Source organism: Cupriavidus sp. DB3 (assembly GCF_020418465.1).
Classification (GTDB): domain Bacteria; phylum Pseudomonadota; class Gammaproteobacteria; order Burkholderiales; family Burkholderiaceae; genus Cupriavidus; species Cupriavidus cauae.
The window spans coordinates 291149-315088 of the sequence record NZ_JAIZPL010000006.1 but is presented as its reverse complement, the minus strand read 5'-3'; the positions used below and the strand labels follow the sequence as shown (position 1 = coordinate 315088).

Below are 23940 nucleotides of genomic sequence, written 5' to 3'. Positions count from 1 at the left end.
TGGTGGCTGAAGGCGCTCGAAGCGGCGCCTGCAGCCACAGTAGCGGCCGCGGGTGGGCGGTCATAGCGCAATTGCGAAGGCGATAGGCGCAAAGCGCAGCGATGTGAGGCACGCGGTGCCGGTGCGTGCGGTGCCGGTGCGTGCGGTGCTGGTGCGGGTGGTGCTGGTGCGGGTGGTCCTGGTGCGGGTGGTCCTGGTGCGGGTGGTGCTGGTGCGCGCGGTGCTGGTGCGGGTGGAGCAACGGTGATGCGGTGGTGGTGCGATGGACATGCGATGGCTGCCCGAAGACGACCGCGATGCCGCCGCGCGCTGCGGGTTTGTCCCGGCTTTGCCGTCGGCAAGGGCGGCCCTTACGATAGCGCGCACCGCCGTTGCGGGTGCCTGTCATCGCATCCTCTGCTCCGCCCTTCCATGCAGCCGCCTTCCGACGTTTCCGCGCCCGGCCTTGGCGCCGTCCATCGATTCCATGCCAGCGAACTGCCGCATGTGGAAGCGCTGTGCGCGCGGCTGTTCGGACCCACGCGGGTGCGGCCGCTCGACGCGCGCGCCGCTGCATGTCGACGCCGAGCAATGCCATATCGGGCAGCTGTCGCTGGTCGATATCCGCTACAGCACGGCGATGGAGATCGAGCCGCAGCCCGGCAAGGATGAGTACGTGATTCAGACCACGCTGGCGGGCCATTGCGAGGCGCTCACCGACGGCCAGTCGCAGCATTATCCGCACGGCAGTACGCTGGTCGCCTCGCCGACGCTGCGCACGCGGCTGCTGCTCGATGAGGATTGCGAACGCTTCTGCGTGGTGCTGCGCCGGCGCGCGATCGAGCATGCGTTCCGCGAGCATTTCGGCTTCGAGCCGCCGGCGCCGATCGCGTTCGCGCCGCGACTGGCCAGCGATGATGGACTGAATGGCAATGGAGGGAATGGCCTGGCCGAGCGCTGGCAGGCGCTGGTCGGATATTTGCGCGCGGAGATGCGCACGCGCCGGGCTGGCGCCGCCAATCCAACCATCGACGCCAGCATCGAACATATGGTGGTGTCGACGCTGCTGTTCGACCAGTTCTCCGGCGACGGCGCGACGCTACCGCGGCGCTTCCAACCGACGCTGCCAGCCTATGTCCGGCGCGCGATCCAGTATCTGCGCCGCAATCTCGATCGCCCGATCACGATGCGCGAACTCGCCGACCATTGCGGCGTGTCCGAGCGCTCGCTGCAGGTGGGCTTTCGGCGCAGCAAGAACGCGACGCCGATGGAATATCTGCGGCTGCTGCGCCTGCAGGGCGCGCGCGACAGCCTGCTGCGGTCGCCGCAGCAGCCCGGCGCGGTGACCGCGATCGCGCTGCGGCACGGCTTCGCGCATCTGAGCATGTTCTCGCGTGAATATCGGCGCGAATTTGGCGAGCTGCCGTCGGATACCTTGCGCCGGGCGCAGTGTCGCGAAGGATAGCGGCGCCGAGAAATAGCGGCGCGGAGAATGGCGGGGCGACGGGTAGCGGCGCGGATAGCGGCGCTTATGCGGGGAGCGAAATGACGGTGATCCAGGGCGCCCTCCGCCCTCCGCCCTCCGCCCTCCGCCCTCCGCCCTCCGCCCTCCGCCCTCCGCCCTCCGCCCTCCGCCCTACGCCCTACGCCCTACGCCCGCCGCCACGGCGTCGATGCGCCGCTACACCCTCGCCTCAACGTGCCAGACAGATCCCCAGCATCGTCTGCAGCCGACCGCGATCCAGGTTGCGGCCGATGAAGACCAGCTTGCTGTCGCGCGGCGCGTCCAGCCACGGCTCGCCCGCATGCAGGTCGAGCTGCCGGTGCACGGCCTGCAGGACATGGCGCCGCTCGCTGCCGGCGACGGCGACGATGCCCTTGATGCGGAACAGGTCGTCCCCTTGCGCCGCCAGCAAGGCGCGGATCGCGCTGGCGAGACGGTCTCCGTCGAACGGCCGGTCGAATACCAGCGAGACCGAAGACACCGAGGGGTCGTGCCGGTGCGCGTGGTCATGAGCGTGGCCATGATCCTGGTCATGATCGTAGCCGTCGCCATGGTCATGGCCGCAATGTTCGTCGCAGACATGGCCATGGTCGGCACCGTGGGGGGCGTGGTCGTGGTCGTGGTCGTGGTCATGCCCGTACTCGTCCTCGCTGTCGTCGAGCACCGCCATCCCCGGCGTAAACCCGCCGATCCCCAGGATCTGCCGCAGATCGACGCGCGCATAGTTCGACCGCAGGATCCGCGCGCCCTCTTTGAGCCGGCGCAGACGCGCCTCCAGCGCGTCGACCGCCGCCGGATCGGCCAGGTCGGTCTTGTTGATGACGATGCGGTCCGCGGCGACGATCTGGTCGACCGCCTGGTTGTCGAAGCCGCGCAGCCGCGGATCGTCCAGATGGCTTTCGATATGCAGCGCGTCCACCAGCGTCACCACCCCGTCGAGCGCGACCTCGCGCGCGACTTCGTGGTCCATGAAAAAGGTCGCCGCGACCGGCGTGGGGTCGGCCAGGCCGCTGGTCTCGACGATGATGTGGTCGAAGCGTTCGGGCTGCGCCAGCAGCTTCTGCAGGATGCGGACCAGATCGGTACGCACATCGACCACGCAGCAGATGCAGCCGTTGGTCATCTGGTAGATCTCCTCGTCCGAGCTGAGCACCAGATCCGAATCGACATCGACCTCGCCGAACTCGTTCTCGATCACCGCGATGCGGTGGCCGTGCCGCTCGGTCAGGATATGGTTCAGCAGCGTGGTCTTTCCCGCGCCGAGAAAACCGGTCAGGATCGTCACCGGCACCGGCACGGCCGCGCGCTCGGCAGGATGTGCGGCGGCTTGCTCGGCGGTGGCCGGGCGGACCCCTTCCGATGCAAGGGACGTCAGGGACGTCAGGGAATCAAGGGACGTAAGGGCATTCATCGTGTCTCCTCCTGCACCATTGCCGCTGGCATCGCGTCGGCGGGCGCGGGACGCATCCCCTGCCAACGCGCGACCAGACCGGCATGGTCGATATCGAACAGGTCGAGCGTGCGCCCGACGGTATGGTTGACCAGATCGTCGATGGTGCTGGGCCGGTGGTAGAACGCCGGCACCGGCGGCAGCACGATCGCGCCCATCTCGGTCACCGCGGTCAGATTGCGCAGATGGCCCAGATGCAGCGGCGTTTCGCGCGGCAGCAGCACCAGCCGGCGCCTTTCCTTCAGCATCACGTCGGCGGCGCGCGTGACGAGGTTGTCCGCGAGGCCATGCGCGATCGCCGCCAGCGTGCGCATCGAACACGGCGCCACTACCATGCCGGCGCAGCGGTACGAGCCGCTGGCGATGGTGGCGCCGATATCGCGCACGTTGTGCGCGACGTCGGCCAGCGCCTCGACCTCGGCGCGGCGCAGACCGAGCTCGTGCTGGATCGTCAGCCATCCCGACGGCGTCACCACCAGATCGGTGCGCCAGTCCGGCTGCTGCGCCAGCCACTGCAGCAGGCGCACGCCGTAGATCGCGCCGCTTGCGCCGGTGATGGCGACCACGAGACGCCGGCTCATGGGCGCCCCATCGCTTTGCCGAGCAGCCGCGCCGCGCGTGCCATCGCATCGTCGCCGATGCGCGCGCGGATGCCGTCGAACTGCGGGCCGCGCGTCGCATCGAGCCCCATGCGCGAGGTGGTGCCGGCGCCGGAGGCCGAGGGATCGAGCGCGCTGCCCGGCAGGCCGTCGACGACCACCACGTCCCGATGCGGCTGCAGATGCGTGGCGACCGCCCACAGCACCTCCTCGTCGCGCGTGATGTCGACATCCTCGTCGACCGCGATCACCGTCTTCAGGTACGGATCCCAGCCCAGCAGCCCCAGCATGACCTGGCGCGCCTCGCCGGCGCGCATCGGCTTGAGCGCGACATAGGCATGGAAATGCGTGCTCGAGCTCGGGTAGTGCACCGCGGTGACGCTGGGAAAACGCTCCTTCAGCTTCTCGACCATCTCGGACTCGCGCGGAATCCGCCCGAGGTTGAGGTGCTCGGCCGAATTGCCGCCGACCACGTCGATCAGCATCGCGTCGCGCCGGCGCAGGATCGTCTCGACGAGCAGCAGGTTGTTGGTCGAGCGGTCCGACGAATAGCCGGTGAACTCGCCGAACGGTCCCTCGTCGACGCGCGCCTCCGGATCGATCACGCCCTCCAGCACGATCTCGGCGCTGGCGGGTACCGCGATGCCATGGCGCGGCGTGCGCACGACCTCCAGCGGCGCGCCGAACAGGCCGCCGGCAACGTGGCGCTCGTCCACGCCGTACGGCAGGCGCGCCGCGCCAGCCAGCATGAACAGCGGATGCGCGCCGATCACCATCGCGACCGGCAAGGGCTGGCCGCGCGCGGCGGCCTGCTGCTGCATGCGCCACAGATGGCCGCGCGAATGCAGGCTGGTGGCGATGCCGGTGGCCGAATGCACCATCGAGCGGTGATAGCTGGCGTTACCGATGCCGGTCTCGGGGTCCTGCGCGATCAGGATCGCGTTGGTGATATAGGGACCGCGGTCGGTGGCGAAATGCCGGATCGCCGGGATCGTGCGCAGGTCGATGCCGTCGGTCTGCACGACCTCCAGCACCGGTCCGCGGTCGACCTCGCGCGGCGGCACCAGGCGGCGGCTGCGCGCCTGGTATTCCGCATGGATGCCGTCGGCACCGACGCCGAGCAGCCGGCCGACGCGCTCGCGCGAGGCGAACACATTGGTCACCAGCGGCGCGTCGAGTCCGCGCACGCGCTCGAACACCAGCATCGGATGGCGTCCCTGCGCGGCCAGCTGCCAGACCACGGCGGTCGCATCCTGGTCCGCACCCACCTCCTCGCCGATCACCAGCACATCGTCGGGATGCGCGGCCCGATAGGCCGCCAGAAAGTCGCGAAAGTCCTGCGAGGACGAATAGCGCCCGGGAGTGGGCCCGGGATGGAGCCCGGAACCGGGCCCCGAATTGAGCGCCGAATTGAGCCCCGAATTGAGCCGCGATGTCATCGATCTCTCCTTGTCACGCCGGCCGGGCGGCGCACGCTGGCGCTGCCCGGCCCGGACGCGTTGTCGGCCCGATCAGCGGCCCGTTCAGCGAAGACCGGCGTAGGTGTCGGTCAGGCGGGCCTGCGCCTCCTCCATCGTGCGCGGCGGCGGCGTGGTCTCCAGGCCGATCAGGCGGGCGATGTTGTTGCCCATGTAGTCCTCGAGCCCGTCCTCGTCCAGGTCCATGCCCTGCGGCGCGGGGCCGCACAGCATCTCCAGCTCGCGCAGCCACATGCCGGGCTCGTTCGGCGGCGTGTCGGTGCCGAACACGATCTTGTTGCGCGGCAATTGGCGGGCGAATTCGACGATGCGCGACTGGAAGCACCAGCCCGATTCGCAATAGACATTGGGCGTGTCCATCGCCATCCAGAACGCCTCGAACGAATAATTGCCGCCGGTCTGGATGCCGAAATGGCCGATGATGAAGTTGACCATCGGGAATTCGCGGATGATCGGATAGAACATCGTCGGAATCGTGTACGGCCCGTCGCCGGTATGGATCAGCACCACGACGTTGTACTTCGCACACATCTTCAAGGCGGGCCGCAGCCAATCGAGCGCGCGGTCGGGACGATAGCCGTGCATGTTGGCATGCAGCTTCATCATCTTGAAGCCGTATTCCTTGACGTGGTATTCGAGCTCGAGCGCGCCCTCTTCCGGGCCCCAGCGCGGATTGAAGGTGAAATTGCCGATGAAGCGGTCCGGATATTTCTGGCACAGCTCGGCCACATAGGCCATGTAGTCGCGCACGCCTTCGCGGCCGCGGCGATTGCCGTCGCGATAGCCGGTATTGCCGGGCGGCGGCTGGATAAAGCCCATATCGATGCGGCGCGGCTTGCCGTTGATGATGTAGGGGCCGTCCATCATCTTGAGCAGGCGCTCGCCGGTAAACGGTTCGCCGGTATGGCGCCAGGCCTCGTCGACGAGGTTGGTGGGATGCAGATGGGTGTCGATGATCATTGCAGTGGCTCCGTGCGGGGCTGCGTGGTCTGGAAGCGGTCGTGGGCGGGGATCGGGCGGCGATGGGAGCGGCGATGAGAGCGGCATGCGGGCCGCCATCGGTGCGCCATCGTCGCGCCATCCGAGCGCCATCAGGTCGTCATCAGGCGGCGAGCCTGGCGCGGGCCTCTTCGACCGTGCGCGGCACCGGCGTCGGTTCGAGGCCGATCATCCGCGCGACGTTGTTGCCGAGGTAGTCCTCGAGCGTGTCCTCGTCCAGATTGAGCCCCTGCGGCGGCTCGAAACACAGCACCTCCAGCAGGCGCAGCCACATGCCCGGCTCGTTCGGCGGCGTATCGGAGCCGAACAGGATCTTGTGCCTGGGCAACACCTTGGCGAATTCGACGATGCGCGACTGCAGGCACCAGCCCGATTCGCAATAGACGTTGGGCATGTCCATCGCCATCTGGAACGGCTCGAAGCAATAGACGCCGCCGGTCTGCACGCCGAAGTGGGCCATGATGAAATTGACCGTCGGGAATTCCTTGATCATCGGCACCCATTCGGTCGGGATGCTGTAGGGACCGTCGCCGGTATGCAGCTTGACCAGCACGCCCAGTTCCGCGCATTTCTGCAGCGCAGGACGCAGCCAGTCGAGCGCGCGGTCGGGCCGATAGGCGTGCATATTGGCCTGGAACTGGACCATCTTGAAGCCGAGCTTGCGCACGTAATGGTCGATTGCATTGACGCCGTTCTCGACGCCGCAGCGCGGGTTGTAGACGAAGCAGCCGATGAAGCGGTCGGGATATTTGCGCACCATCTCGACCGTGTAGGCCATATAGGCGTCGATCGATTCGCTGCCCGACCTGGTGCCGTCGGTCCAGGTGTAGATGGTGTTGCCTTGCGGCGGCTGGATGAAGGCGCGATCGATGCGGCGCGGCTTGCCGTTGATCAGGAATGGGCCATCCATCATCTGGATCAGGCGCTCGCCGGTGAAGGGCTCGCCATCGTGCCGCCATGCCAGATCGACCAGATTGGTCGGATAGCAACTGGTGTCGATGATCATGCGGGAGTCTCCTCGCAATGCTGCAGGTTGAAGGCATGCGGGACCGGGCCGGTCGTTGCCGACGGGCCGGGCGCGCGTTGCGTTCGGGAGCACTGTCGAGGGGAGCGTTGGAAGAATGCGCCACCGACGGTACTCCGTCAGTGAGCAATCTCCAGTTGAACGATCGCGGCATTGCGCCGCTGCTTGTTCAATCGACCGCTTCTACCCACGGCGCCTTTATACCGCCGCGGAAATTCGGATGTCAAGCGGGAAGCGTGGACGCGACGTTGCCGCGCCCCACCTTCCCCTGACCGCTCGATCGCGCTCGATCCCGCTCGATCGAGTCGGTCAATCGTTCGATCGGTCGTTCGATCGGTCGTTCGATCGATCAGGCATTGGCGCCGTTATCGATTGTCCAGGCCGCGCCGGTCACGGCCTGCGCCTCCGGCGAGGCCAGCAACGCCACGACCGCGGCGACCTCGTCGGGCGAGGCGTAGCGCTGCTGTCCCGCCATCAGCGAGCGCTGCCAGTCCGCATGCGGGCCATCGGGCGGGTTCATGTCGGTGGCCGTCGAACCGGGGTGCACCACATTGACCGTGATGCCGCGCGGACCGAGATCGCGCGCGAGGCCCTGCGTCATGCCGACCAGCGCCGCCTTGCTGGCGCTGTAGATCGACATCCCCTGCCCCGGCACGCGCACCGCCAGGCTGCTGCCGATCGAGATGATGCGACCGCCATCGGGCATCACCTCCGCCGCCGCCTTGATCGCGACGAAGGCGGCGCGCACGTTCACGGCCATCGTGGCGTCGAAGTCGTCGACGGTCAGTTCGGCCGGCGAGCCCGCGCGGAAGATGCCGGCGTTGTTCACCAGGATATCGATCTTGCCGAACTGGGCGGCCGCGCGCGCCACCGCGTCGGCCACGGCCTTCGGATCGGTGTTGTCGGCGCGGATTGCCAGCGCCTGCCGTCCGTGCGCGCGCACCTGGGCGGCGACCTGTTCGGCCTGCTGCTCCGAGCTGGCGTAGGTCAGCGCAACGTCCGCGCCGTCGGCCGCCAGGCGTCGCGCGATCGCCGCGCCGATGCCCCGGCTGCCGCCGGTAACCAGTGCCGTTTTTCCTTGCAGGGATGCCATGTCTTGCTCCTTGAACGTGGTGTTCAACGTGATCTTTCGGTTCGCCGGTCCGTCGCCCGACGGGCTGCCTGACCGGCATCGTGCGTTCCACCTACAATCTGTACTTATCGGTACAAATTTAAAGCGAATTATTGGCACGTTGTCGCCGACGGTCAAGGGATTTACTATCCGGTCAGTACAGAATTCACCGTTCCATCCATGAGCCAACGAGGAAGACCCCGCGCCTTCGACCGCGACACCGCCCTGCAGGCCGCCATGCGCGTGTTCTGGGAGCGCGGCTACGAACAGGCGTCGCTGAGCGAGCTGACGGCCGCGATGGGGATCAACCGCCCCAGCCTCTATGCCGCCTTCGGCGACAAGGCGCAGCTGTTCCGCGAGGCCACGGCGCTGTACCAGCGCACCATGAACTTCACCACCCCGGCCCTGGCGCGCCCCACCGCGCGCGCGGCGGTCGAGGCGATGCTGCGCGACAACGTCGACGCCTATTGCGACCCGACGACCCCGCGCGGCTGCCTGGTGGTATCGGTGGCCGCCGCCTGCCCGGACGACGACAGCGAGATGAAGACCATGCTGTCGAGCAAGCTGCGCACGGTCGGCGAGTCGGTACGCCAGCGCCTGAAGCAAGGCGTCGAGGCCGGCGAACTGCCGGCCGACACCGACGTCGGCGCCCTTGCCGCGTATTTCGAAACGGTGCTGCAGGGCCTGTCGATCCAGGCCCGCACCGGCGCGTCACGCCAGCGGCTGCATCGCGTGGTGGATTGCGCGATGCGGGTGTGGGACAGCTTCTCGCCGGAGCCGAAGAAGCGGTCGACGGGCCGTCAAACGTAATCCCTGACCGGTGTCTTCGCGGCCGTGGCTACCGGCCGTCTCGCCGTTCTGTTTGCCGTTTGTCAGAAAACGATATACACTTCTGACACTCCTAAAGGACACCACCATGCAGACTCTTGCCCAACGCATCCTCGAATACGCAGCCGGCTTGCCGGAAGGCGCACCGCTGGTCGCCAAGGGCTTGCTGCACCTTGGCAATCGGGCGGCGCTCGACCAAGCCCTTTGCCGCCTGACGCGCCGGGGTGCCCTGCTGCGAGTCGAACGTGGGATCTACGCCGTGCCGGTGTCCACCCGATTCGGTACGCGCGCCCCTGCAGCCTCTGCCGTAGTGGAAGGATTGGCTCAACAGCGCGGGGAAACCGTGGTGCCGCACGGTGCCGCAGCGGCAAATGAACTGGGATTGACCACGCAGGTCCCCGTGCGGGCCGTGTATTTGACTTCAGGCCGCAGCCGCACGCTTAAGCTCGGGGCCCAAACCATCGAGTTCCGGCATGCGCCGCGATGGCAACTGGTCCTCGCGGGACGTCCGGCGGGCAAGATCTTGCGTGCCTTGACCTGGCTCGGGCCGCAGCACGCCAATGAAGCGATCCGGAAACTGCGGCCGCTGCTGTCGGCATCGGACCTTGCCGAAGTCGCATCGTCGCGCGGCCAGCTGCCGACGTGGATGGCCAAGGAAGTCAGTACCCTGCTGCAGCATTGATGCACCGTGACCGAATTCTTCAGCCTGTCCCGGGCGGAGCAACGGGACGCCCTCGAAGTGGTCGCGACGCGTTCCGGCAGACCACCACATTTGCTCGAAAAGGACCTGTGGGTGGTTTGGTCGCTGCGGCATCTTTTTGCGAGCCCTTATTCCGATCATCTGGTCTTCAAGGGCGGCACCTCGCTGTCGAAGGCATATGGCGCGATCCGGCGCTTCTCCGAAGACATCGATCTGACCTATGACATCCGGGCGATCGCCAGCGATCTGATCGGAGAAGCCGGCGAACCGCTGCCGCCAAACCGGAGTCAGGAGAAGCGATGGAGCAAGGCAATTCGTGCGCGCCTGTCGACCTGGGTCGCGGCAGAGGTCCTTCCGTCGATCCAGCATGAATTGGCCCGGCAGCGGCTGCCTGCGATCGCCCGCGCGGAAGGCGACAAGGTCTTCATCGCCTATGAGCCGTTGTCCGGGGGAACAGGCTACGTTTCCCCTATCGTCATGCTTGAGTTCGGTGCACGATGTACCGGCGAGCCTTGTCACTCACGCCCGATCCAATGCGATGCGGCCACGCACCTTCCCGAGATCGCATTTCCCGGCACCACCGCGCGCGTGATGCGTGCCGAGCGCACGTTCTGGGAAAAGGCCACGGCGATCCACGTCTTCTGTGCTCAAGGCGAATTCCGTGGCACCGCACGGTTCGCCAGGCATTGGCATGATCTGGTGCGTCTCGACGATGCCGGGCTCGCCGATGCCGCCATTGCCGATCGCGGTCTTGCACACGCCGTCGCACAGCACAAAGGCGTCTTCTTCGCCGAGAAATCCCCTGATGGCGCCCCGATCGACTATGGCTTGGCGGTGTCCGGAGGATTGCAGTTGGTGCCCGGCGACAAGGCGCTCACGGCATTGGCGTCCGACTATCAACGCATGGTCGACGACGGCCTCCTGCTAGACGAAGGCGAGCCGTTCGAAACTCTTCTGAAGCGCTGCGCCACCATCGAGCGCAAAGCGAACAGACTGGCGCGCAACACAGGCACACTGACCGAAAAGACGCTCTGACCCGGGCTTCTCGCGCCTCGGCGGAGCGGATCACTCCGCCGCATCGCGTGGGAATCGCATGCCGCGCGCCAGCAGCATGGCGGCCAACGCCGACAGCGCCACCACGGCTGCGGCGGCGTGCCAGCCCCAGGTCTCGATGGCCGCGCCTACCGTGACCGGCCCCACCACCTGCCCCAGGTTGCTGCCCTGCATCAGCAGGCCGACCACCACCGGCACCAGCGCGGCGGTCGGGGCGACGACGGGCGCGCTCGACAGCAAGGTGGCCGGAATCAGGCCGCCCACCGCCGAGAACAGCAGGCACAGCAGGAAGGTCGGCACATCGCCGAACACCGGCAGGAAGATGCCGAGCGCGGCCAGGCCCATCGTCGCGCAGGTGCCGCCCACCAGCACGGGCCGCGACACGCCGCGCGCCAGCAGATAGCCGGCCGCCAGATTGCCGATCATGTTGGCGCCGATCGCGAGCGCGGTCAGCAGCCCCACCATGCGGTGCGAGGCGCCGATCCGCTCGATCAGCAGCACCGGCAGGAAGCTGAACAACGCGAAGAACATCAGGCTGTAGAGCGCGAAGCAGGCGGCCAGCCGCAGCGGCTGCGCGGCGCGCAGCACCGCGGCCATATCGGCGCGCATGCCGGCAACGCCGCGCGACGGCGACGGCGACGGCGATGGCGACGGCGATGGCGACGGCGATGGCGATGGCGATGGCGATGGCGTTGGCGTTGGCGTTGGCGTTGGCGTTGGCGTTGGCGTTGGCGTTGGCGTTGGCGTTGGCGTTGGCGTTGGCAACTGCGACTGCGACTGCGACTGCGACTGCAACTGCGACTGCGACTGCGACTGCGACTGCGACTGTGACGGCGACGGCGACTGCGACCGGGACTGCGATTGCGATTGCGATTGCAATGGCGACTGTGACTGCCATTGCGATTGCGGTGACCATTGCGATTGCGATGGCGATGATCGCTGCGTCAATGCCTGCCACCGCGCGCAGGCGGGTATCGCGAGCCGCGCCGCCGCCATCGCGACGACGGCCAGCGCCGCGCTCCCCCACCAGAGTCCGCGCCAGTTGCCGAACAGCGGACCGGCGAGCATCGCCAGCGCCATGCCGGCCGGCATGAAGCAGCTCCACAGCGCAAAGGCGAAATCGCGGCGCTGCAGCGGCACCACGCGTTGCAGCACCGCGGGCCCGGCCACCGCGATCAGCAGGAAGCCCAGCCCTTCGACGAAACGCGACGCCATCAGGGCCGGCAGCGTCGGCGCCAGCGCGCCGGCGCAGGCGCCCACCACCACCGCGAGCAGACCGCCCAGCAAGACCCGCCGGTCGCCGAAGGCGGGCACCAGCGCGCCGGCCGGAATCCCGCCCAGCGAGCCGAGCACCGCGACGATCGCCATCAGCCAGCCGGCCTGCGCCAGGGTCGCGCCAAGGTCAGCCTGCAGCGTCGGCATCGCGATCGCGGCCTTGCCGACCTGCAACGCCGCCACGACCCCGGCGCCGACCACCACCGCCACGGTCAGCCACATCGCAGCCTGGCTGGGCGGCGCGGCGGGCAGCGGCGCCGGCTTGCCGGACGGCGTGGCGGGTCTCGGCACCGTCCTGCCGAACGGTGCGGCGGCGATCGGCGCCGCCTCGCCGGACGACGCGGCGGGTACCAGCTCCCCTTGGCGCCGCCCTTCGCCGGCGGCCCATGACCGCTCTCCGTTGGCACAATCGTTCGCCCGATCGTTCGCCTGATCGTTCACGCAATCCGTCATCTCGCTCCCCTGCACCGAAACCTCACGATGGCGCACAGCATCGCACCGGCAGTACATCGACGGAAGTGATATAAGTTCGATCCAAACGATCGATCAGATAGATCAATCAAGCCCAGCCGAGCCACCGACTCCACCCGCTCCGCACCATGCTCGACGCCCTGACCCTCGACCAGTTGCGCACCTTCGCCACCGTCGCGGAGGCCGGCAGTTTCCGCGCTGGAGCGGCAAAGCTCGGCCGTGTGCAATCGGCCGTCAGCCACGCGATCGCCAATCTGGAGGCGCAGCTCGGCGTCGCGCTGTTCGACCGCAGCCGGCGGCGGCCGGTATTGACCGCGGAGGGCCAGGCCCTGCTGGTCAACGCGCGCGACATCCTGCTGCGCGTCGATGCGATGCGGGCGCGTGCCCGCGGCCTCGGCCAGCAACTGGAGCTGGAACTGTCGGTGGTCGTCGATACGCTGTTCCCGCTGGCGCAGATCAGTGCCGCGCTGGAAGCGATGCGCAGCCGCTATCCCTCGGTGGCGATCCGGCTCGCGGTCGAACCGCTCGGCGGGCCGCTGGCCGCCCTGCTGGAGCAGCGCGCCACGCTGGCGGTGATGGTCGGCGAGGGCTTCCGCGATCCGCGCGTCGCTCTGCAGGCGCTGTCCTCGACGGAGGTGGTGGCGGTCGTGTCCGCGCATCACCCGCTGGCGGCGCGGCGGCGCGGCCCGCCGCTTGGCCTCGCCGATCTGGCCGATCACCTGCAGATCGTGCAGTCCGATCCCACGCCGCTGTCCGCCGGCCGCGACTTCGGCGTGCTGTCGCCGCAGACCTGCCGCGTCAACACGCAGGACACCAAATACGCGCTGATCCTGTCCGGCCTTGGCTGGGGCCGGCTGCCGCGCTGGCTGGTCGAACGCGATCTGCGCGAAGGCCGGCTGGTGCGCGTGGCCACCACCTCGCTGGGCCGCGACGCCCGCGTCCTCTACGAAGCGTACCTGGCCCATCGCGTCGACCAGCCGCTCGGACCGGCCGCACAGGCGTTCCGCGAAGCGCTGGGCCGCATCGCCGCGCAAGGCTGACCGGCCAGTTATGTCGTGGAGTGCCGATTGGATTCCAAGATATGTTGCAAACAGGAATCGTTATCAATATGATTGACGGCTTTTTGTAACCGTAGATTACGAGAGAGCCCGGACCCACGCGCCATGAGACAGAAACTGGCCTGTTTGCAACCGTCGCGGCTGACGCCGTCGGCCCTGATCGCCGCGGCCATCGCCGGCGGCGCCCCGCTTCCCACGCTGGCGCAGCAGGCGCCGTCCGACAGCCCGGGCACCGCACCCGCGCATGAGTTGAGCACCGTCGAGGTACGGGTCGACCGCATCAAGAGCGATCTGGTCAATCCGACGCGGCAGGTCACCGTGATCGAGCGCGAGCAGATCGAGGAGCTGAAAACCGGCTCCACCAATCTGGCGACGATGCTGAGCAAGCTGATTCCCGGCATGGCCGATTCGAGCCGCACCGTGACGGACTTCGGCCAGACGCTGCGCGGACGCAGCGCGCTGGTGCTGGTCGACGGCATTCCGCTCAATACCAACCGCGATTCCGCCCGCAATCTCGCCACGATCGATCCGAGCAACATCGAGCGGATCGAGGTGCTGCGCGGCAGCAGCGCGCTCTATGGCGCCGGCGCAAGCGGCGGCATCATCTCGATCACGACCCGCACCGCGGGCGGCCCGCCCAGCGCCGACACCACCGTGACGCTGGGCACGCCGCTGACACGGCTCAGCAAGGAAGGCCTCAGCGCCAACGTGCAGCAGCACTTCTCGGGCAGCCAGGGACCGATCGATTACGCCTTCCACATCGGCGCGCAGCGCATCGGCAGCCCCTACGACGCGCACGGCCATCGCATTGCACCGGAACCGAGCCAGGGCGATCTGTTCGATTCCAATGTCTACAACGTCAGCGGCAAGCTCGGCTGGCGCATCGACGGCCAGCAGCGCGTGCAGCTCAGCCTGAGCCGCTACCACGCCAAGCAGAACACCGACTACGCTTCGGATCCCTCGGTCGGACGCCTGCCTCCGGGCTCGGCGGCGGCGCGCGCGATTCGCGGCCTGCAGCTCGAAAACCAGAACGAGCTGCGCAACACGGTGCTGAACCTGGACTACCAGCACCAGGACTTCTTCGGCAGCACGGTGTCGACGCAGTTCTACTATCGCGACTATTTCACCCGCTTTCCCCCGTTCGACGCGCGCGCGGTCGCGACGCGCGGCGGCAACGTCGACCAGATCAGCCAGAACAGCAGCGTATTCGGCGGCCGGCTCACGGTCGGCACGCCGCTGGGCACGAGCAAGCAGACCAAGCTGCTGTGGGGCGCGGACTACAACCAGGAACGCAGCGACATGCCGCTCGACGTGTTCAACGCCGCGCGCTACGACGCCAGCGGCGGCCTGGTGTTCCAGCGCACCGGCGAGCTGACCTATATGCCGCCGCTGACCACCCGCAGCGGCGGCATATTCGGCCAGCTGCAGCACAAGTTCGACGAGCGCTGGTCGATGGAAGGCGGCGTGCGCTACGAGCGCGCCAGCGCCAGCTTCGACGACTTCGTGCCGCTGTCGCAATCGAAGGTGGCCAACCCGGTCGGCGTCAAGGGCGGCACCGTCGACTACGGCGCCTGGCTGTTCAACATCGGCGCCGCCTTTGCGCCGGTCAAGGGCCAGGAGTTCTATGGCGCCTTCAGCCAGGGCTTCCAGCTGCCGGACATCGGCCTGCAGATCCGCAACGCGCGTCCGGGCTTCGACATCAACTCGTCGAGCCTGGAGCCGGTCAAGACCAACAACTACGAACTGGGCTGGCGCGGCGCGCTGGGCAGCAACACGCTGGCCAACGTGGCGGTGTTCTACACCACCTCGAAGCTCGGCGACGTGCAGAGCTTCAACAACGGGCTGATCCTGACCCGCACCAAGGAGCGCATCTTCGGCGTCGAGGCCGCGGCCGACTATCTGACCGACGACGAGAAGTGGGGTGTCGGCGGGACCTTCACCTGGATGCGCGGCCGCGAGCAGCCGCAAGGCAGCAGCAGCTTCCAGAACATGACGGGCTACCGCATTCCGCCGCTGAAGCTGACCGGCTATCTGCAATACCGGCCGATCAGCCAATGGACGAACCGGCTGCAGGTCAGCTATTACGCCGGGCGCGACTATCGGCTCAATGGCCAGAACAGCTTCGGGCGGCGCGATACCGGCGGCTATACGACGCTCGATCTGATCAGCCGCTACCAGCTGACGCGCAAGGACACCATCACGATCGGCATCGAGAACCTGCTCAATCGCGACTACTACCCCTTGTACAGTCAGCTGCTGCGCAACAGCAGCAACACCAGCCGGCTGCCGGCGGCGGGCATCACGCTGACGGCGATGTATCAGCACCGCTGGTAAGCGACGGCGAGCCGGGACAGGATCGGTCCCCCTGCCCGGCTCTGGCCCGCGGCATCGATCGCCGGCATAATTGCAACTGCAACGATACCGGAGAGCATCATGACGACAAACGGGCCCGACCTGTGGTTCTCCTTCGTGCGGGCGCACCGGCTGATCATCCGTGAGGTGGAACGGCGCCTTGCCGACGCCGGGCTGCCCACCTATGCCTGGTACGACGTGCTGTGGGGCCTGGAGAGCGGTCCAGGCGGCACGCGCCGCATGCACGAGCTGGCCGACGCGCTTGTCATCGAGCGCTACAACCTGACCCGTCTGGTCGACCGGCTGGAGAGCGAGGGCCTGGTCACGCGCACTCGCTCGGCCGACGACGGCCGCGCCGCCTTCCTCACGATCACGCGCGAAGGCCGCGCGCTGCGCAAGAAGATGTGGAAGATCTACCAGGCCACGATCGCCGATCTGTTCCTGTCCCAATTCGATCCCGCCGACGAGCGGCGCTTCGCCGACGCGCTCGAGCGGGCCGCGCAGGCCGTGCGCGCTGCCGCGGCCGCATCGCGCCCTTCCTGACGCCGCTGCGCCGGTCCCTGGCCCAGGTGGGAACTGGCTGACGACCCACCACCGGGACCAACCCGCCCTCCCACCATCACACTCGCGCACCACGCCGTGACTGTCGCCGGCCCGGCGACGGCACGCGCGCGTCGACCGCTGCCGTGCCAGCACGCCGGTGCCGCCGGCAATCCGCCGGCCGCCCTCTTCGATCGCTCCACCGATGGCCGTGCTTGCCGAAGCCGTCTCCATCGACTACAGTTGCATCTGCAACGATTGCAGATGCAACTCATAGCCATATCGCAGGACATCATCGGAGGAACCACCATGTCATCCGTCATCCCATCAAGGCTGACCACGCCAGACCTGACCTTCTACACCGCCAACACCCCCAATGGCCAGAAGGTCAGCATCTATCTGCAGGAAGCCGGATTGCCCTACCGGCAGGTGGATGTCGCCCTGGACAAGGGCGAACAGCGCCACCCCGACTATCTCGCGATCAACCCGAACGGCAAGATCCCGGCGCTGGTCGATCACGGCGAAGGCATCACCGTGTTCGAGTCCGGGGCGATCCTCGGCTATCTGTCGAGCCAGTACGGCCCCCTGCATCCGACGCAGCGCCACGAGCAGTGGCAGGTCCAGCAATGGCTGCATTTCCAGGTCGGCGGCATCGGGCCGATGCTGGGACAGCTGTGGTGGTTCCTGCATGGCTCGCAGAGCGGAAATCGCGAAGCGATCGAGCGCTACACGAAGGAAGCGCATCGGCTCTATGGGGTGGTGGACCGACGGCTGGCGGAATCGAACTATCTGGCGCTGGACCGTTACACCATTGCCGACATCGCCGCGTTTCCGTGGTTGCGTAGCCATGACGAACTGCGGCTCGACATCGGGCAATACCGGCATGTGGCCCGCTGGCTCGAGCGCATCGCCGAGCGGCCGGCGGTACAACGCGGTCTCGCGGCGTTGCGCCGGCCCGCGGCGGCGACGCAGGATCGGGCGGAGGCGTGAGCGATGGCGTGGACTTTTCTGTTTGCCGCCGCCGCGCTGGAGATCGTGATGGGCGTCGTGCTGAAGTTGAACCAGGGCTGGACACGGCTGCTGCCGAGCGTGGTGGCCGTTGCCGCTGGACTGGCCAGCATCTACCTGCTGGCCAAGGCGCTGCGCAATCTGCCGGTGGGCACCGCCTATGCGATCTGGACCGGCATCGGCACGCTGGGGCTGGTCGCGATCGGCATCGTCAGCTTCGGCGAGGGCATGCAATGGCAGCGGCTGCTGTTCCTGACGCTGACGGTGGTGGGGATCATCGGGCTGCGGTTCTCCGAGGCGGTGAGCTGACCTGCGGCATAAACCATCGGGAGCCACGATGAAAACCGTGCTTCATGTCAGCGCCAGCCCCAATGGGGAGGCGTCGACCAGCCGCGCCACAGGCGCCGCGTTGATCGAGCGGATGCGACAGCGGGAAACGCTGCGCGTGGTCGAGCGTGACCTGGCGCGTCGTCCGCCGCCCCTGGTCGATGGCGCATTCGCGCATGCCAGCCTCGCGGCGGAGTCTACCGATGCGGCCAGCGATACGGGCGTGCTTGCCTTCTCGGCATCGCTGATCGCCGAATTGCAGGCCGCGGATCGCATCGTGATCTCCACGCCGATGCACAACTTCACGGTACCCGCCACGCTGAAGGCCTGGATCGACCAGATCCTGCGCCCCGGCCTCACCTTCGCGCGCACGCCGGAAGGCAAGAAGGGAATGCTGCCCGACCGCCCGGTCTATCTGATCGTCGGCAGCGGCGGGCCGCTCGGCGATGACGGCAAGGGGCAGCCGGATTTCCTGACGCCGTATCTGCGTCACGCGCTAGCCACCGCCGGCCTGCACGACCTGTCGGTGTTGCGGCTGGACAATCTGCGGCGCGGACCCGCCTGTCTCGAGCGCGCGCAGGCCCTGGCCGACGCGTGGATCGCGCAGCAGATCGCGGCGCTGTCTCCGCCACCGCGCGGCTCGTCGGCGCCTATCGAGGCGCCAGCGTTGGCACCGCGGCAAGACCGGCTCAACTGCGAAGCACTATGACGTGATCCCCTGCGCGCGCAGTTCCGCTTCCTCGTCGCCGGCGATCCAGCCGAAGATCCTGGCATCGCCCTCGCGCAGCTGGACCAGGTAGTGGACGCTGAACCGCACCGCGCGAGGGGCCTCGCCGGGGCGCTCGAAGGTGGAGGCCCACGCCACGCTGGCGACGCCATGCATCGGGTCGATCTGGTGCACCGCCACATGGTCGACGGCCATATCGCGCATGCCCATCGCGCGGTAGTGATCGAAGCCCTTGCCCATCACGCCGCGTAGTTGCTCGTCGTTGGTGCCGGTCATCACGCCGCCGGGCCACGCCGTGATAAAGCTCTCGGCAAAAAATCCGGCGACCGTTTCCAGGTCGGCCTCGCCGCGCAGGCCCTGCACGAAGCACTGCTGGTATCGCTCGAATAGCTGCTCGATGTCTTGCCGCATGGGTCTGCTCCTCGATGGGTGTTTCCCCTCCCCGGTCCCTTCGGACAAGATAGTCAAACATCGATCAATCCGCCTGGCCATCGCAGTCCGCCGGCGTTCATTGCAGCGAGATGTGCACCGTCTGGAATACCTTGCCCCAGCGATCGACCTCTTCGACCAGGTACTGCCGGAACTGCTCGCGCGAGCCGCCGACGACAATGGCCCCCTGCGATACCAGCGTGTCGCGCACGTCGGGCGAGGCCAGCGCCTTGTTGACTTCGGCGTTCAGGCGGTCGAGCACTTCCCTGGGCGTTCCCGCCGGCGCCAGCAGGCCGTTCCACGAATCGGCCTCGAATCCGGGCAGCCCCGCCTCCTCCATCGTCGGCAGCTGCGGCATCTGCGGCATGCGCTTCTTCGATGCCACCGCGATCGCGCGCGGATTGCCGGACTTCAACGTGGGCAACGCCGACATCGACGTCATGAACACCATGTCGACGGTGCCTGCCATCAGGTCCGTCAGCGCGGCCGACGCTCCCTTGTAAGGAACATGCAGCATGTCGATGCCCGCGCGCTGCTTCAGCAGTTCGCCGGCCAGGTGCTGCGAGCCGCCGGCGCCGGTCGAGCCGAAGGTCAAGGTCCCCGGCTTTTTCTTCGCCAGTGCGATCAGCGAGCGCAGGTCGTGCGCCGGCAGCCTGGTCGATACCGCCAGCACGGCCGGCGCCGTCATCACGTTGGCGATTGGCTCGAAGCTCTTGAGCACATCGAACTTCAGCCCCTTGTAAAGGTACTTGGTCATCGTGATCGGCGCCGCTGCCAGCAGCAGCGTGTAGCCATCCGGGGGCGCCGACGCGACATAGTCGGAGGCGATGTTGGAGCCCGCGCCCACCTTGTTCTCGACGATGACCGGCTGCCCCAGCCCCGCCTGCAGCTTGCCGGCCAGCAAGCGCGCCGTCAGATCGGTGGGACCGCCGGCCTGGTAGCCGACGATGATGCGGATCGGCTTGGTGGGATAGCCGGACGGCGTGGCATGTGCCGCGGTGGCAAAGGAAAGGATCAGCGCACCGGCGGCGAGAGCGCCGGCGACCGGACCGAATGTCTTCATGGATGTCTCCGTCATGGCATCAGGGATGGCGCATTGCCGCATGGCTGCGCTCTGTTCGTCGGCAACGACCGGCTGCTGCCCGCCGTTTTCCGCATGGCAACCGCGACATACCGCACGTGTCCGGTCGAACCATCGCCATGGTGTGTGAACCGCTCGCCCCTGAGAACTTCCGATTCGGCCCGCTGCCATGAGAAAAACTCAATACAGCGCCACCGGTCCCGCACCGCCCTGGCATTCCTGTATGTCATACCTGCACGATCAATTGGAAGTTGCCATCCGCACCGCCCTGCACGAGCATCGGCGCCAGCCTGCCAACGTGAACGGACCCCATGACCATCATCGAGACCTTTTCCGCCTTCGCCCAGCAGCCCGGCCCCGGCGCGCGCTCCAGCGAAGTGATCCACCACGCCAAGCGTGCGGTGATCGACTGGTATGCGGCATTGCTGCCGGGCGCGGTCGTCGCGCCTTGCACGCTGCTGGAGCGCGCCTGCGCCGACGATCTCGATCGCGGCGATGCCCGCCTGGCCCTGGGGCGCCCGGCCACCGCGCGAACCGCGGCGCTGATCAACGGCACCGCCGCGCATACGGTGGAGGTCGACGACATCTACAAGCACGCGATCTACCATCCGGGCGCGCCCACGATCGCGGCCGCGCTTGCCGCCGCCCAGCAACGCCGGGCAAGCGGCGCGGCATTCCTGCACGCGGTGGTGATCGGCTACGAGATCTCGACGCGGATCGGCGCGGCGCTTGGCCGCACGCATTACCGTTACTGGCACAACACCGGCACCGTCGGCACCTTTGGCGCCGCCGCGGCCGCCGCTGCCCTGTTCCAGCTCGATGCCGCGCGCTTTGCGCATGCGCTTGCCACCAGCGCCACCTTCGCCGCGGGCCTGCAGCAGGCGTTTCGCATGGACTCGATGTCCAAGCCGCTGCATTCGGGCCGGGCCGCCGAGGCGGGACTGTTGGCCGCGATGGCGGCCGAGGCCGGGGTCACCGGTTCGCTCGACGTGATCGACGGCGAAGCGGGCCTGGGACGCGCGATGAGCGACGGGCCGGATTGGCAGGCGGCCGCCGCAACACTGGGCCGCAATTTCCATATCACGCAGATCACCTTCAAGAACCACGCCTGCTGCGGCCACACCTTCGCCGCGATCGACGGCGCCCAGGCCTTGCAGCGCGCGCATGGGTTCTCCGTCGACGATATCGCCGCGGTGCGGATCGGCACCTATCGCCCGGCCCTCGATGTTGCCGGCAACCCCGACCCGCGCACCGCGGCCGAGGCCCGCTTCAGCGTGCCGTTTGTCGTGGCCTCGGCGCTGATCCATGGCAGCGTGCGGCTGGCCGCGTTCTCCGCGGAACGGCTGGCCGATCCGGCGATCCGCGCCCTGATGTCGCGCATCGAACTGTCGGTCGACGGCCAGCTCGATGCCGCCTTCCCGGGACAACGCGCGGCGCGCGTCACGGTACGCCTGCGCGATGGGCGCGAACTGACCCATCTGCAGCCGAACCGCAAGGGCGATCCCGAAGAGCCGCTGAGCGATGCCGACCTCGACGACAAGTTCGTCGAGCTGGTGGAGCCGGTGCTGGGCCCGGCCCGAACGCGCACGCTGCTGCGGCAGCTGTGGGCGCTCGACAGCGCGGTCTCGTTGCCCTGAGGGGATGGTGCGTCCGATGGCATAGATATAATGAAAAGTCATTGCTCGGACGCGACAACATGGCTCGGCGTATTCCCCCCTTGAACCCGCTGCGGGTCTTCGAAGTCGTGGCACGCAGTCAGAACCTGACCGTTGCCGCGCAGGAACTGCACGTTTCCCAGTCGGCGGTCAGCCGGCAGATCGCGGTACTCGAGGGCTACCTGGGCGTCGAGCTGTTTCGGCGAGAACGCCACGGCGTCTCGCTGACGCGCGTCGGCCAGGCCTATGCCGAGGAGGTCGTCCCGGCCTTCGATGCCATTGCCACCGCGACGGCGCGGCTGCTGAAGAACACCTCGCAGGGCGCACTGCGCGTGCGCACCTACACGACCTTCGCGGCGAAATGGCTGATCCCGCGGCTGCCGGACTTCCAGGCCCAGTATCCCAGCGTCGAAGTGCGCATCGACAACGCGATTCCCGATGTCGACTTCGATCGCGATCCCGCCGATCTTGCCATCCAGTTCGGCGACGGCCGCTGGCCCCGGGTCAGCGCCGACTTCCTGTTCCACGACGAGATCGAACCGGTCTGCACGCCCGAGTACCTGCGCACGCATCGCGGCGGCAGCCGGGGCAAGCCCGAAGCGCTCCTGCGCCACCGCCTGCTGGTGTCGCACTATCGCCGCAACGACTGGGATGATTGGCTGGCGTTCGCGGGCCTGACCGAGATGGCCGAGCGCACCGAACGCATGAGCTTCGGCAGTTCGGTGCTGACCTGGCAGGCCGCCCTCGATGGGCTTGGCATCGCGATCGGACAGGCGGCCATGCTGCAGGCCGAGCTGGCCTCCGGCCGCCTGATCCGGCCATTCGCGCGGCCGCTGGTGCGCAGCAAGTCCTACTATCTGGTCCGGCCGGCCGTGCAGCGCGAGTCCCGCAAGGTGACGGCATTCCGGGACTGGCTGCTCGACACCGTGGCGCGCGAACAGCGTGCGGCGAAATGAAGGACGCGCGTCGAGCGCCGCGCATCGCCCGACGCGGCCGCACGCGGCTCCAGGTATGACGATAAGTTCTACCTGCCCTCCAAACACGAAGTTCACAACCGTCTCGGGATAGCGGAAGCTGATGCCTGGCTTCCGCCCCATCCCGAGACATCGACATGAACTTTGAACTCAGCGAAGAGCATCAGGCATTTGCGGAATCGGTGCGCCGGTTCGCCCAGGACAAGCTCGCGCCCGGCGCGCTGCAGCGCGCGCATTCCGCCCAGTACCCGTGGGACGCGGCACGCATGCTGGCCGAGCAGGGATTGCTCGGCATCGCCTTCCCCGAAGAGGACGGCGGCCAGGGCGGCACGCTGATGCACGCGGTCATCGCGATCCAGGAAATCGCGCTGGTCTGCCCGAAGAGCGCGGACATCGTGCAGGCCGGCAATTTCGGGCCGATCCGCACCTTCGTCGAATACGCGACGCCCGAACAGAAGGCGCGCTTCCTGCCCGATCTGCTCGCCGGCCGCAAACTGATCGCGCTCGGCATGACCGAGCCGGAGGCCGGCTCCGCCGTCACCGAGCTGCGCACCACCGCGCGCCGCGACGGCGACCACTACGTGATCGACGGCAGCAAGATCTTCTCCACGCACAGCCCCGAGGCCGAGCTGTTCCTGATCTACGTACGCTTCGGCCCCGGCGTCAACGGCATCGGTTCGGTGCTGGTGGAACGCGGCGCGCCGGGCTTCCAGGTCGGCGAGCCGTCGAAATTCATGAGCGGCGAGGAATGGTGCCAGCTCTATTTCGAGGACTGCCGCATTCCCGCCGACAACCTGCTGCTTGGCGAAGGCGGCTTCAAGCGCCAGATCGCCGGCTTCAACGTCGAGCGGCTGGGCAACTCGTCGCGCGCCCTCGCGCTCGGCCGCCACTGCTTCAACGTCGCGCGCGAACATGCGATGGTGCGCAAGCAGTTCGGTCGCGAATTGTGCGAATTCCAGGGGATTCAATGGAAGTTCGCGGAGATGGCTATGAAGCTCGAATCCGCCCAGCTTCTGCTGTATCGCGCGGCCATGGAGGGCGAGCACGGCCTGCCGTCCGCGCATAGCACGGCAATGGCCAAGCTGGCCTGCAACCAGGCAGGCTGGGACGTCGCCAACGAGGCGCTGCAGATCATGGGCGGCATGGGCTACAGCCAGGAATCGATCGTCGAATATTGCCTGCGCCGCATCCGCGGATGGATGATCGCCGGCGGCTCGATCGAGATGCTGAAAAATCGCATCGCCGAGGGCGTGTTCGGCCGATCGTTCCCGCAGCGCCCGCCCAGGCCGGCCACAAACTGAGCACGCCAGCCGACCGC

At 67.6% G+C, this 23940-nt stretch carries 23 protein-coding genes; 14 read left to right on the top strand and 9 right to left on the bottom strand.

Features of this window, described 5'->3' with window-relative positions; translation table 11 throughout:
• Window positions 1-115: 115 nt before the first annotated feature.
• The gene (locus K7G19_RS24985) at window positions 116-247 is read left to right on the top strand and encodes a hypothetical protein (RefSeq protein WP_255650854.1); all 132 of its coding nucleotides are present in this window, start codon (window positions 116-118) and stop codon (window positions 245-247) included.
• Window positions 248-484: 237 nt separating this feature from the next.
• On the top strand, window positions 485-1444 hold the full coding sequence (locus tag K7G19_RS20730; protein WP_226108907.1) for an AraC family transcriptional regulator: 960 nt from the start codon (window positions 485-487) through the stop codon (window positions 1442-1444).
• 229 nt (window positions 1445-1673) lie between these two features.
• Here K7G19_RS20730 and K7G19_RS20725 read toward each other — a convergent pair whose 3' ends face one another.
• From K7G19_RS20725 to K7G19_RS20700, 6 genes are all read right to left on the bottom strand, one after another.
• On the bottom strand, window positions 1674-2780 hold the full coding sequence (locus tag K7G19_RS20725) for a GTP-binding protein (RefSeq protein ID WP_226108940.1): 1107 nt from the start codon (window positions 2778-2780) through the stop codon (window positions 1674-1676).
• Between the two features lie 110 nt (window positions 2781-2890).
• A complete protein-coding gene (locus K7G19_RS20720) occupies window positions 2891-3514 on the bottom strand; it encodes a UbiX family flavin prenyltransferase (protein ID WP_226108906.1) in 624 nt (207 codons plus the stop codon).
• Window positions 3511-4971, bottom strand: a complete 1461-nt coding sequence (locus K7G19_RS20715) for a UbiD family decarboxylase (protein WP_226108905.1) — start codon at window positions 4969-4971, stop codon at window positions 3511-3513. Before K7G19_RS20715 ends, K7G19_RS20720 begins: the two co-directional genes overlap by 4 nt.
• A gap of 84 nt (window positions 4972-5055) precedes the next feature.
• Complete coding sequence (locus K7G19_RS20710) at window positions 5056-5970, bottom strand: amidohydrolase family protein (protein WP_006578677.1); 915 nt, start codon at window positions 5968-5970, stop codon at window positions 5056-5058.
• 142 nt (window positions 5971-6112) lie between these two features.
• The gene (locus K7G19_RS20705) at window positions 6113-7015 is read right to left on the bottom strand and encodes an amidohydrolase family protein (RefSeq protein WP_006578676.1); all 903 of its coding nucleotides are present in this window, start codon (window positions 7013-7015) and stop codon (window positions 6113-6115) included.
• A 367-nt stretch (window positions 7016-7382) separates the two neighbouring features.
• Window positions 7383-8126, bottom strand: a complete 744-nt coding sequence (locus K7G19_RS20700; protein ID WP_149318978.1) for an SDR family NAD(P)-dependent oxidoreductase — start codon at window positions 8124-8126, stop codon at window positions 7383-7385.
• A 198-nt stretch (window positions 8127-8324) separates the two neighbouring features.
• On the opposite strand from K7G19_RS20700, the gene K7G19_RS20695 reads away from it, so the two are divergent.
• The 3 genes from K7G19_RS20695 (at window position 8325) to K7G19_RS20685 (ending at window position 10707) form a co-directional block, all read left to right on the top strand.
• Window positions 8325-8954: a TetR/AcrR family transcriptional regulator gene (locus K7G19_RS20695; RefSeq protein ID WP_226108903.1), complete on the top strand. Its 630-nt coding sequence runs from the start codon at window positions 8325-8327 to the stop codon at window positions 8952-8954.
• Between the two features lie 106 nt (window positions 8955-9060).
• Window positions 9061-9654, top strand: coding sequence for a DUF6088 family protein (locus K7G19_RS20690; protein ID WP_226108901.1), 594 nt, complete (start codon window positions 9061-9063; stop codon window positions 9652-9654).
• 6 nt (window positions 9655-9660) lie between these two features.
• Window positions 9661-10707: a nucleotidyl transferase AbiEii/AbiGii toxin family protein gene (locus K7G19_RS20685; RefSeq protein WP_226108899.1), complete on the top strand. Its 1047-nt coding sequence runs from the start codon at window positions 9661-9663 to the stop codon at window positions 10705-10707.
• A 30-nt stretch (window positions 10708-10737) separates the two neighbouring features.
• On the opposite strand, the gene K7G19_RS20680 is transcribed toward K7G19_RS20685, so the two are convergent.
• Entirely contained in the window at window positions 10738-12291 is a 1554-nt protein-coding gene (locus K7G19_RS20680; protein WP_226108897.1) for an MFS transporter, read from the bottom strand.
• Window positions 12292-12599: 308 nt separating this feature from the next.
• Between K7G19_RS20680 and K7G19_RS20675 the strand changes: the two genes are divergently transcribed.
• The 6 genes from K7G19_RS20675 (at window position 12600) to K7G19_RS20650 (ending at window position 18465) form a co-directional block, all read left to right on the top strand.
• The gene (locus K7G19_RS20675) at window positions 12600-13511 is read left to right on the top strand and encodes a LysR family transcriptional regulator (RefSeq protein ID WP_149318982.1); all 912 of its coding nucleotides are present in this window, start codon (window positions 12600-12602) and stop codon (window positions 13509-13511) included.
• 123 nt (window positions 13512-13634) lie between these two features.
• Window positions 13635-15863 carry a TonB-dependent receptor gene (locus K7G19_RS20670; RefSeq protein WP_226108895.1) on the top strand — a complete coding sequence of 743 codons (2229 nt, stop codon included), beginning with the start codon at window positions 13635-13637 and terminating at the stop codon, window positions 15861-15863.
• Window positions 15864-15962: 99 nt separating this feature from the next.
• Window positions 15963-16424 carry a MarR family winged helix-turn-helix transcriptional regulator gene (locus K7G19_RS20665; protein ID WP_226108894.1) on the top strand — a complete coding sequence of 154 codons (462 nt, stop codon included), beginning with the start codon at window positions 15963-15965 and terminating at the stop codon, window positions 16422-16424.
• Window positions 16425-16730: 306 nt separating this feature from the next.
• Complete coding sequence (locus tag K7G19_RS20660; RefSeq protein ID WP_053821696.1) at window positions 16731-17411, top strand: glutathione S-transferase family protein; 681 nt, start codon at window positions 16731-16733, stop codon at window positions 17409-17411.
• 3 nt (window positions 17412-17414) lie between these two features.
• Window positions 17415-17738: a multidrug efflux SMR transporter gene (locus K7G19_RS20655; RefSeq protein WP_226108893.1), complete on the top strand. Its 324-nt coding sequence runs from the start codon at window positions 17415-17417 to the stop codon at window positions 17736-17738.
• Between the two features lie 28 nt (window positions 17739-17766).
• The gene (locus K7G19_RS20650) at window positions 17767-18465 is read left to right on the top strand and encodes an FMN-dependent NADH-azoreductase (protein ID WP_226108892.1); all 699 of its coding nucleotides are present in this window, start codon (window positions 17767-17769) and stop codon (window positions 18463-18465) included.
• Here the strand turns inward: K7G19_RS20650 and K7G19_RS20645 are convergent.
• Together K7G19_RS20645 and K7G19_RS20640 are read right to left on the bottom strand one after the other, a co-directional pair.
• A complete protein-coding gene (locus tag K7G19_RS20645; protein WP_226108891.1) occupies window positions 18460-18894 on the bottom strand; it encodes a nuclear transport factor 2 family protein in 435 nt (144 codons plus the stop codon). The genes K7G19_RS20650 and K7G19_RS20645 overlap by 6 nt on opposite strands.
• A gap of 97 nt (window positions 18895-18991) precedes the next feature.
• The gene (locus tag K7G19_RS20640) at window positions 18992-19975 is read right to left on the bottom strand and encodes a tripartite tricarboxylate transporter substrate binding protein (protein ID WP_226108890.1); all 984 of its coding nucleotides are present in this window, start codon (window positions 19973-19975) and stop codon (window positions 18992-18994) included.
• Between the two features lie 329 nt (window positions 19976-20304).
• On the opposite strand from K7G19_RS20640, the gene K7G19_RS20635 reads away from it, so the two are divergent.
• The 3 genes from K7G19_RS20635 (at window position 20305) to K7G19_RS20625 (ending at window position 23923) form a co-directional block, all read left to right on the top strand.
• On the top strand, window positions 20305-21630 hold the full coding sequence (locus K7G19_RS20635) for an MmgE/PrpD family protein (RefSeq protein ID WP_226108889.1): 1326 nt from the start codon (window positions 20305-20307) through the stop codon (window positions 21628-21630).
• Window positions 21631-21689: 59 nt separating this feature from the next.
• Window positions 21690-22604, top strand: coding sequence for a transcriptional regulator GcvA (gene gcvA, locus K7G19_RS20630; protein WP_149318991.1), 915 nt, complete (start codon window positions 21690-21692; stop codon window positions 22602-22604).
• A 155-nt stretch (window positions 22605-22759) separates the two neighbouring features.
• Entirely contained in the window at window positions 22760-23923 is a 1164-nt protein-coding gene (locus K7G19_RS20625; RefSeq protein WP_149318992.1) for an acyl-CoA dehydrogenase family protein, read from the top strand.
• Window positions 23924-23940: the final 17 nt, after the last annotated feature.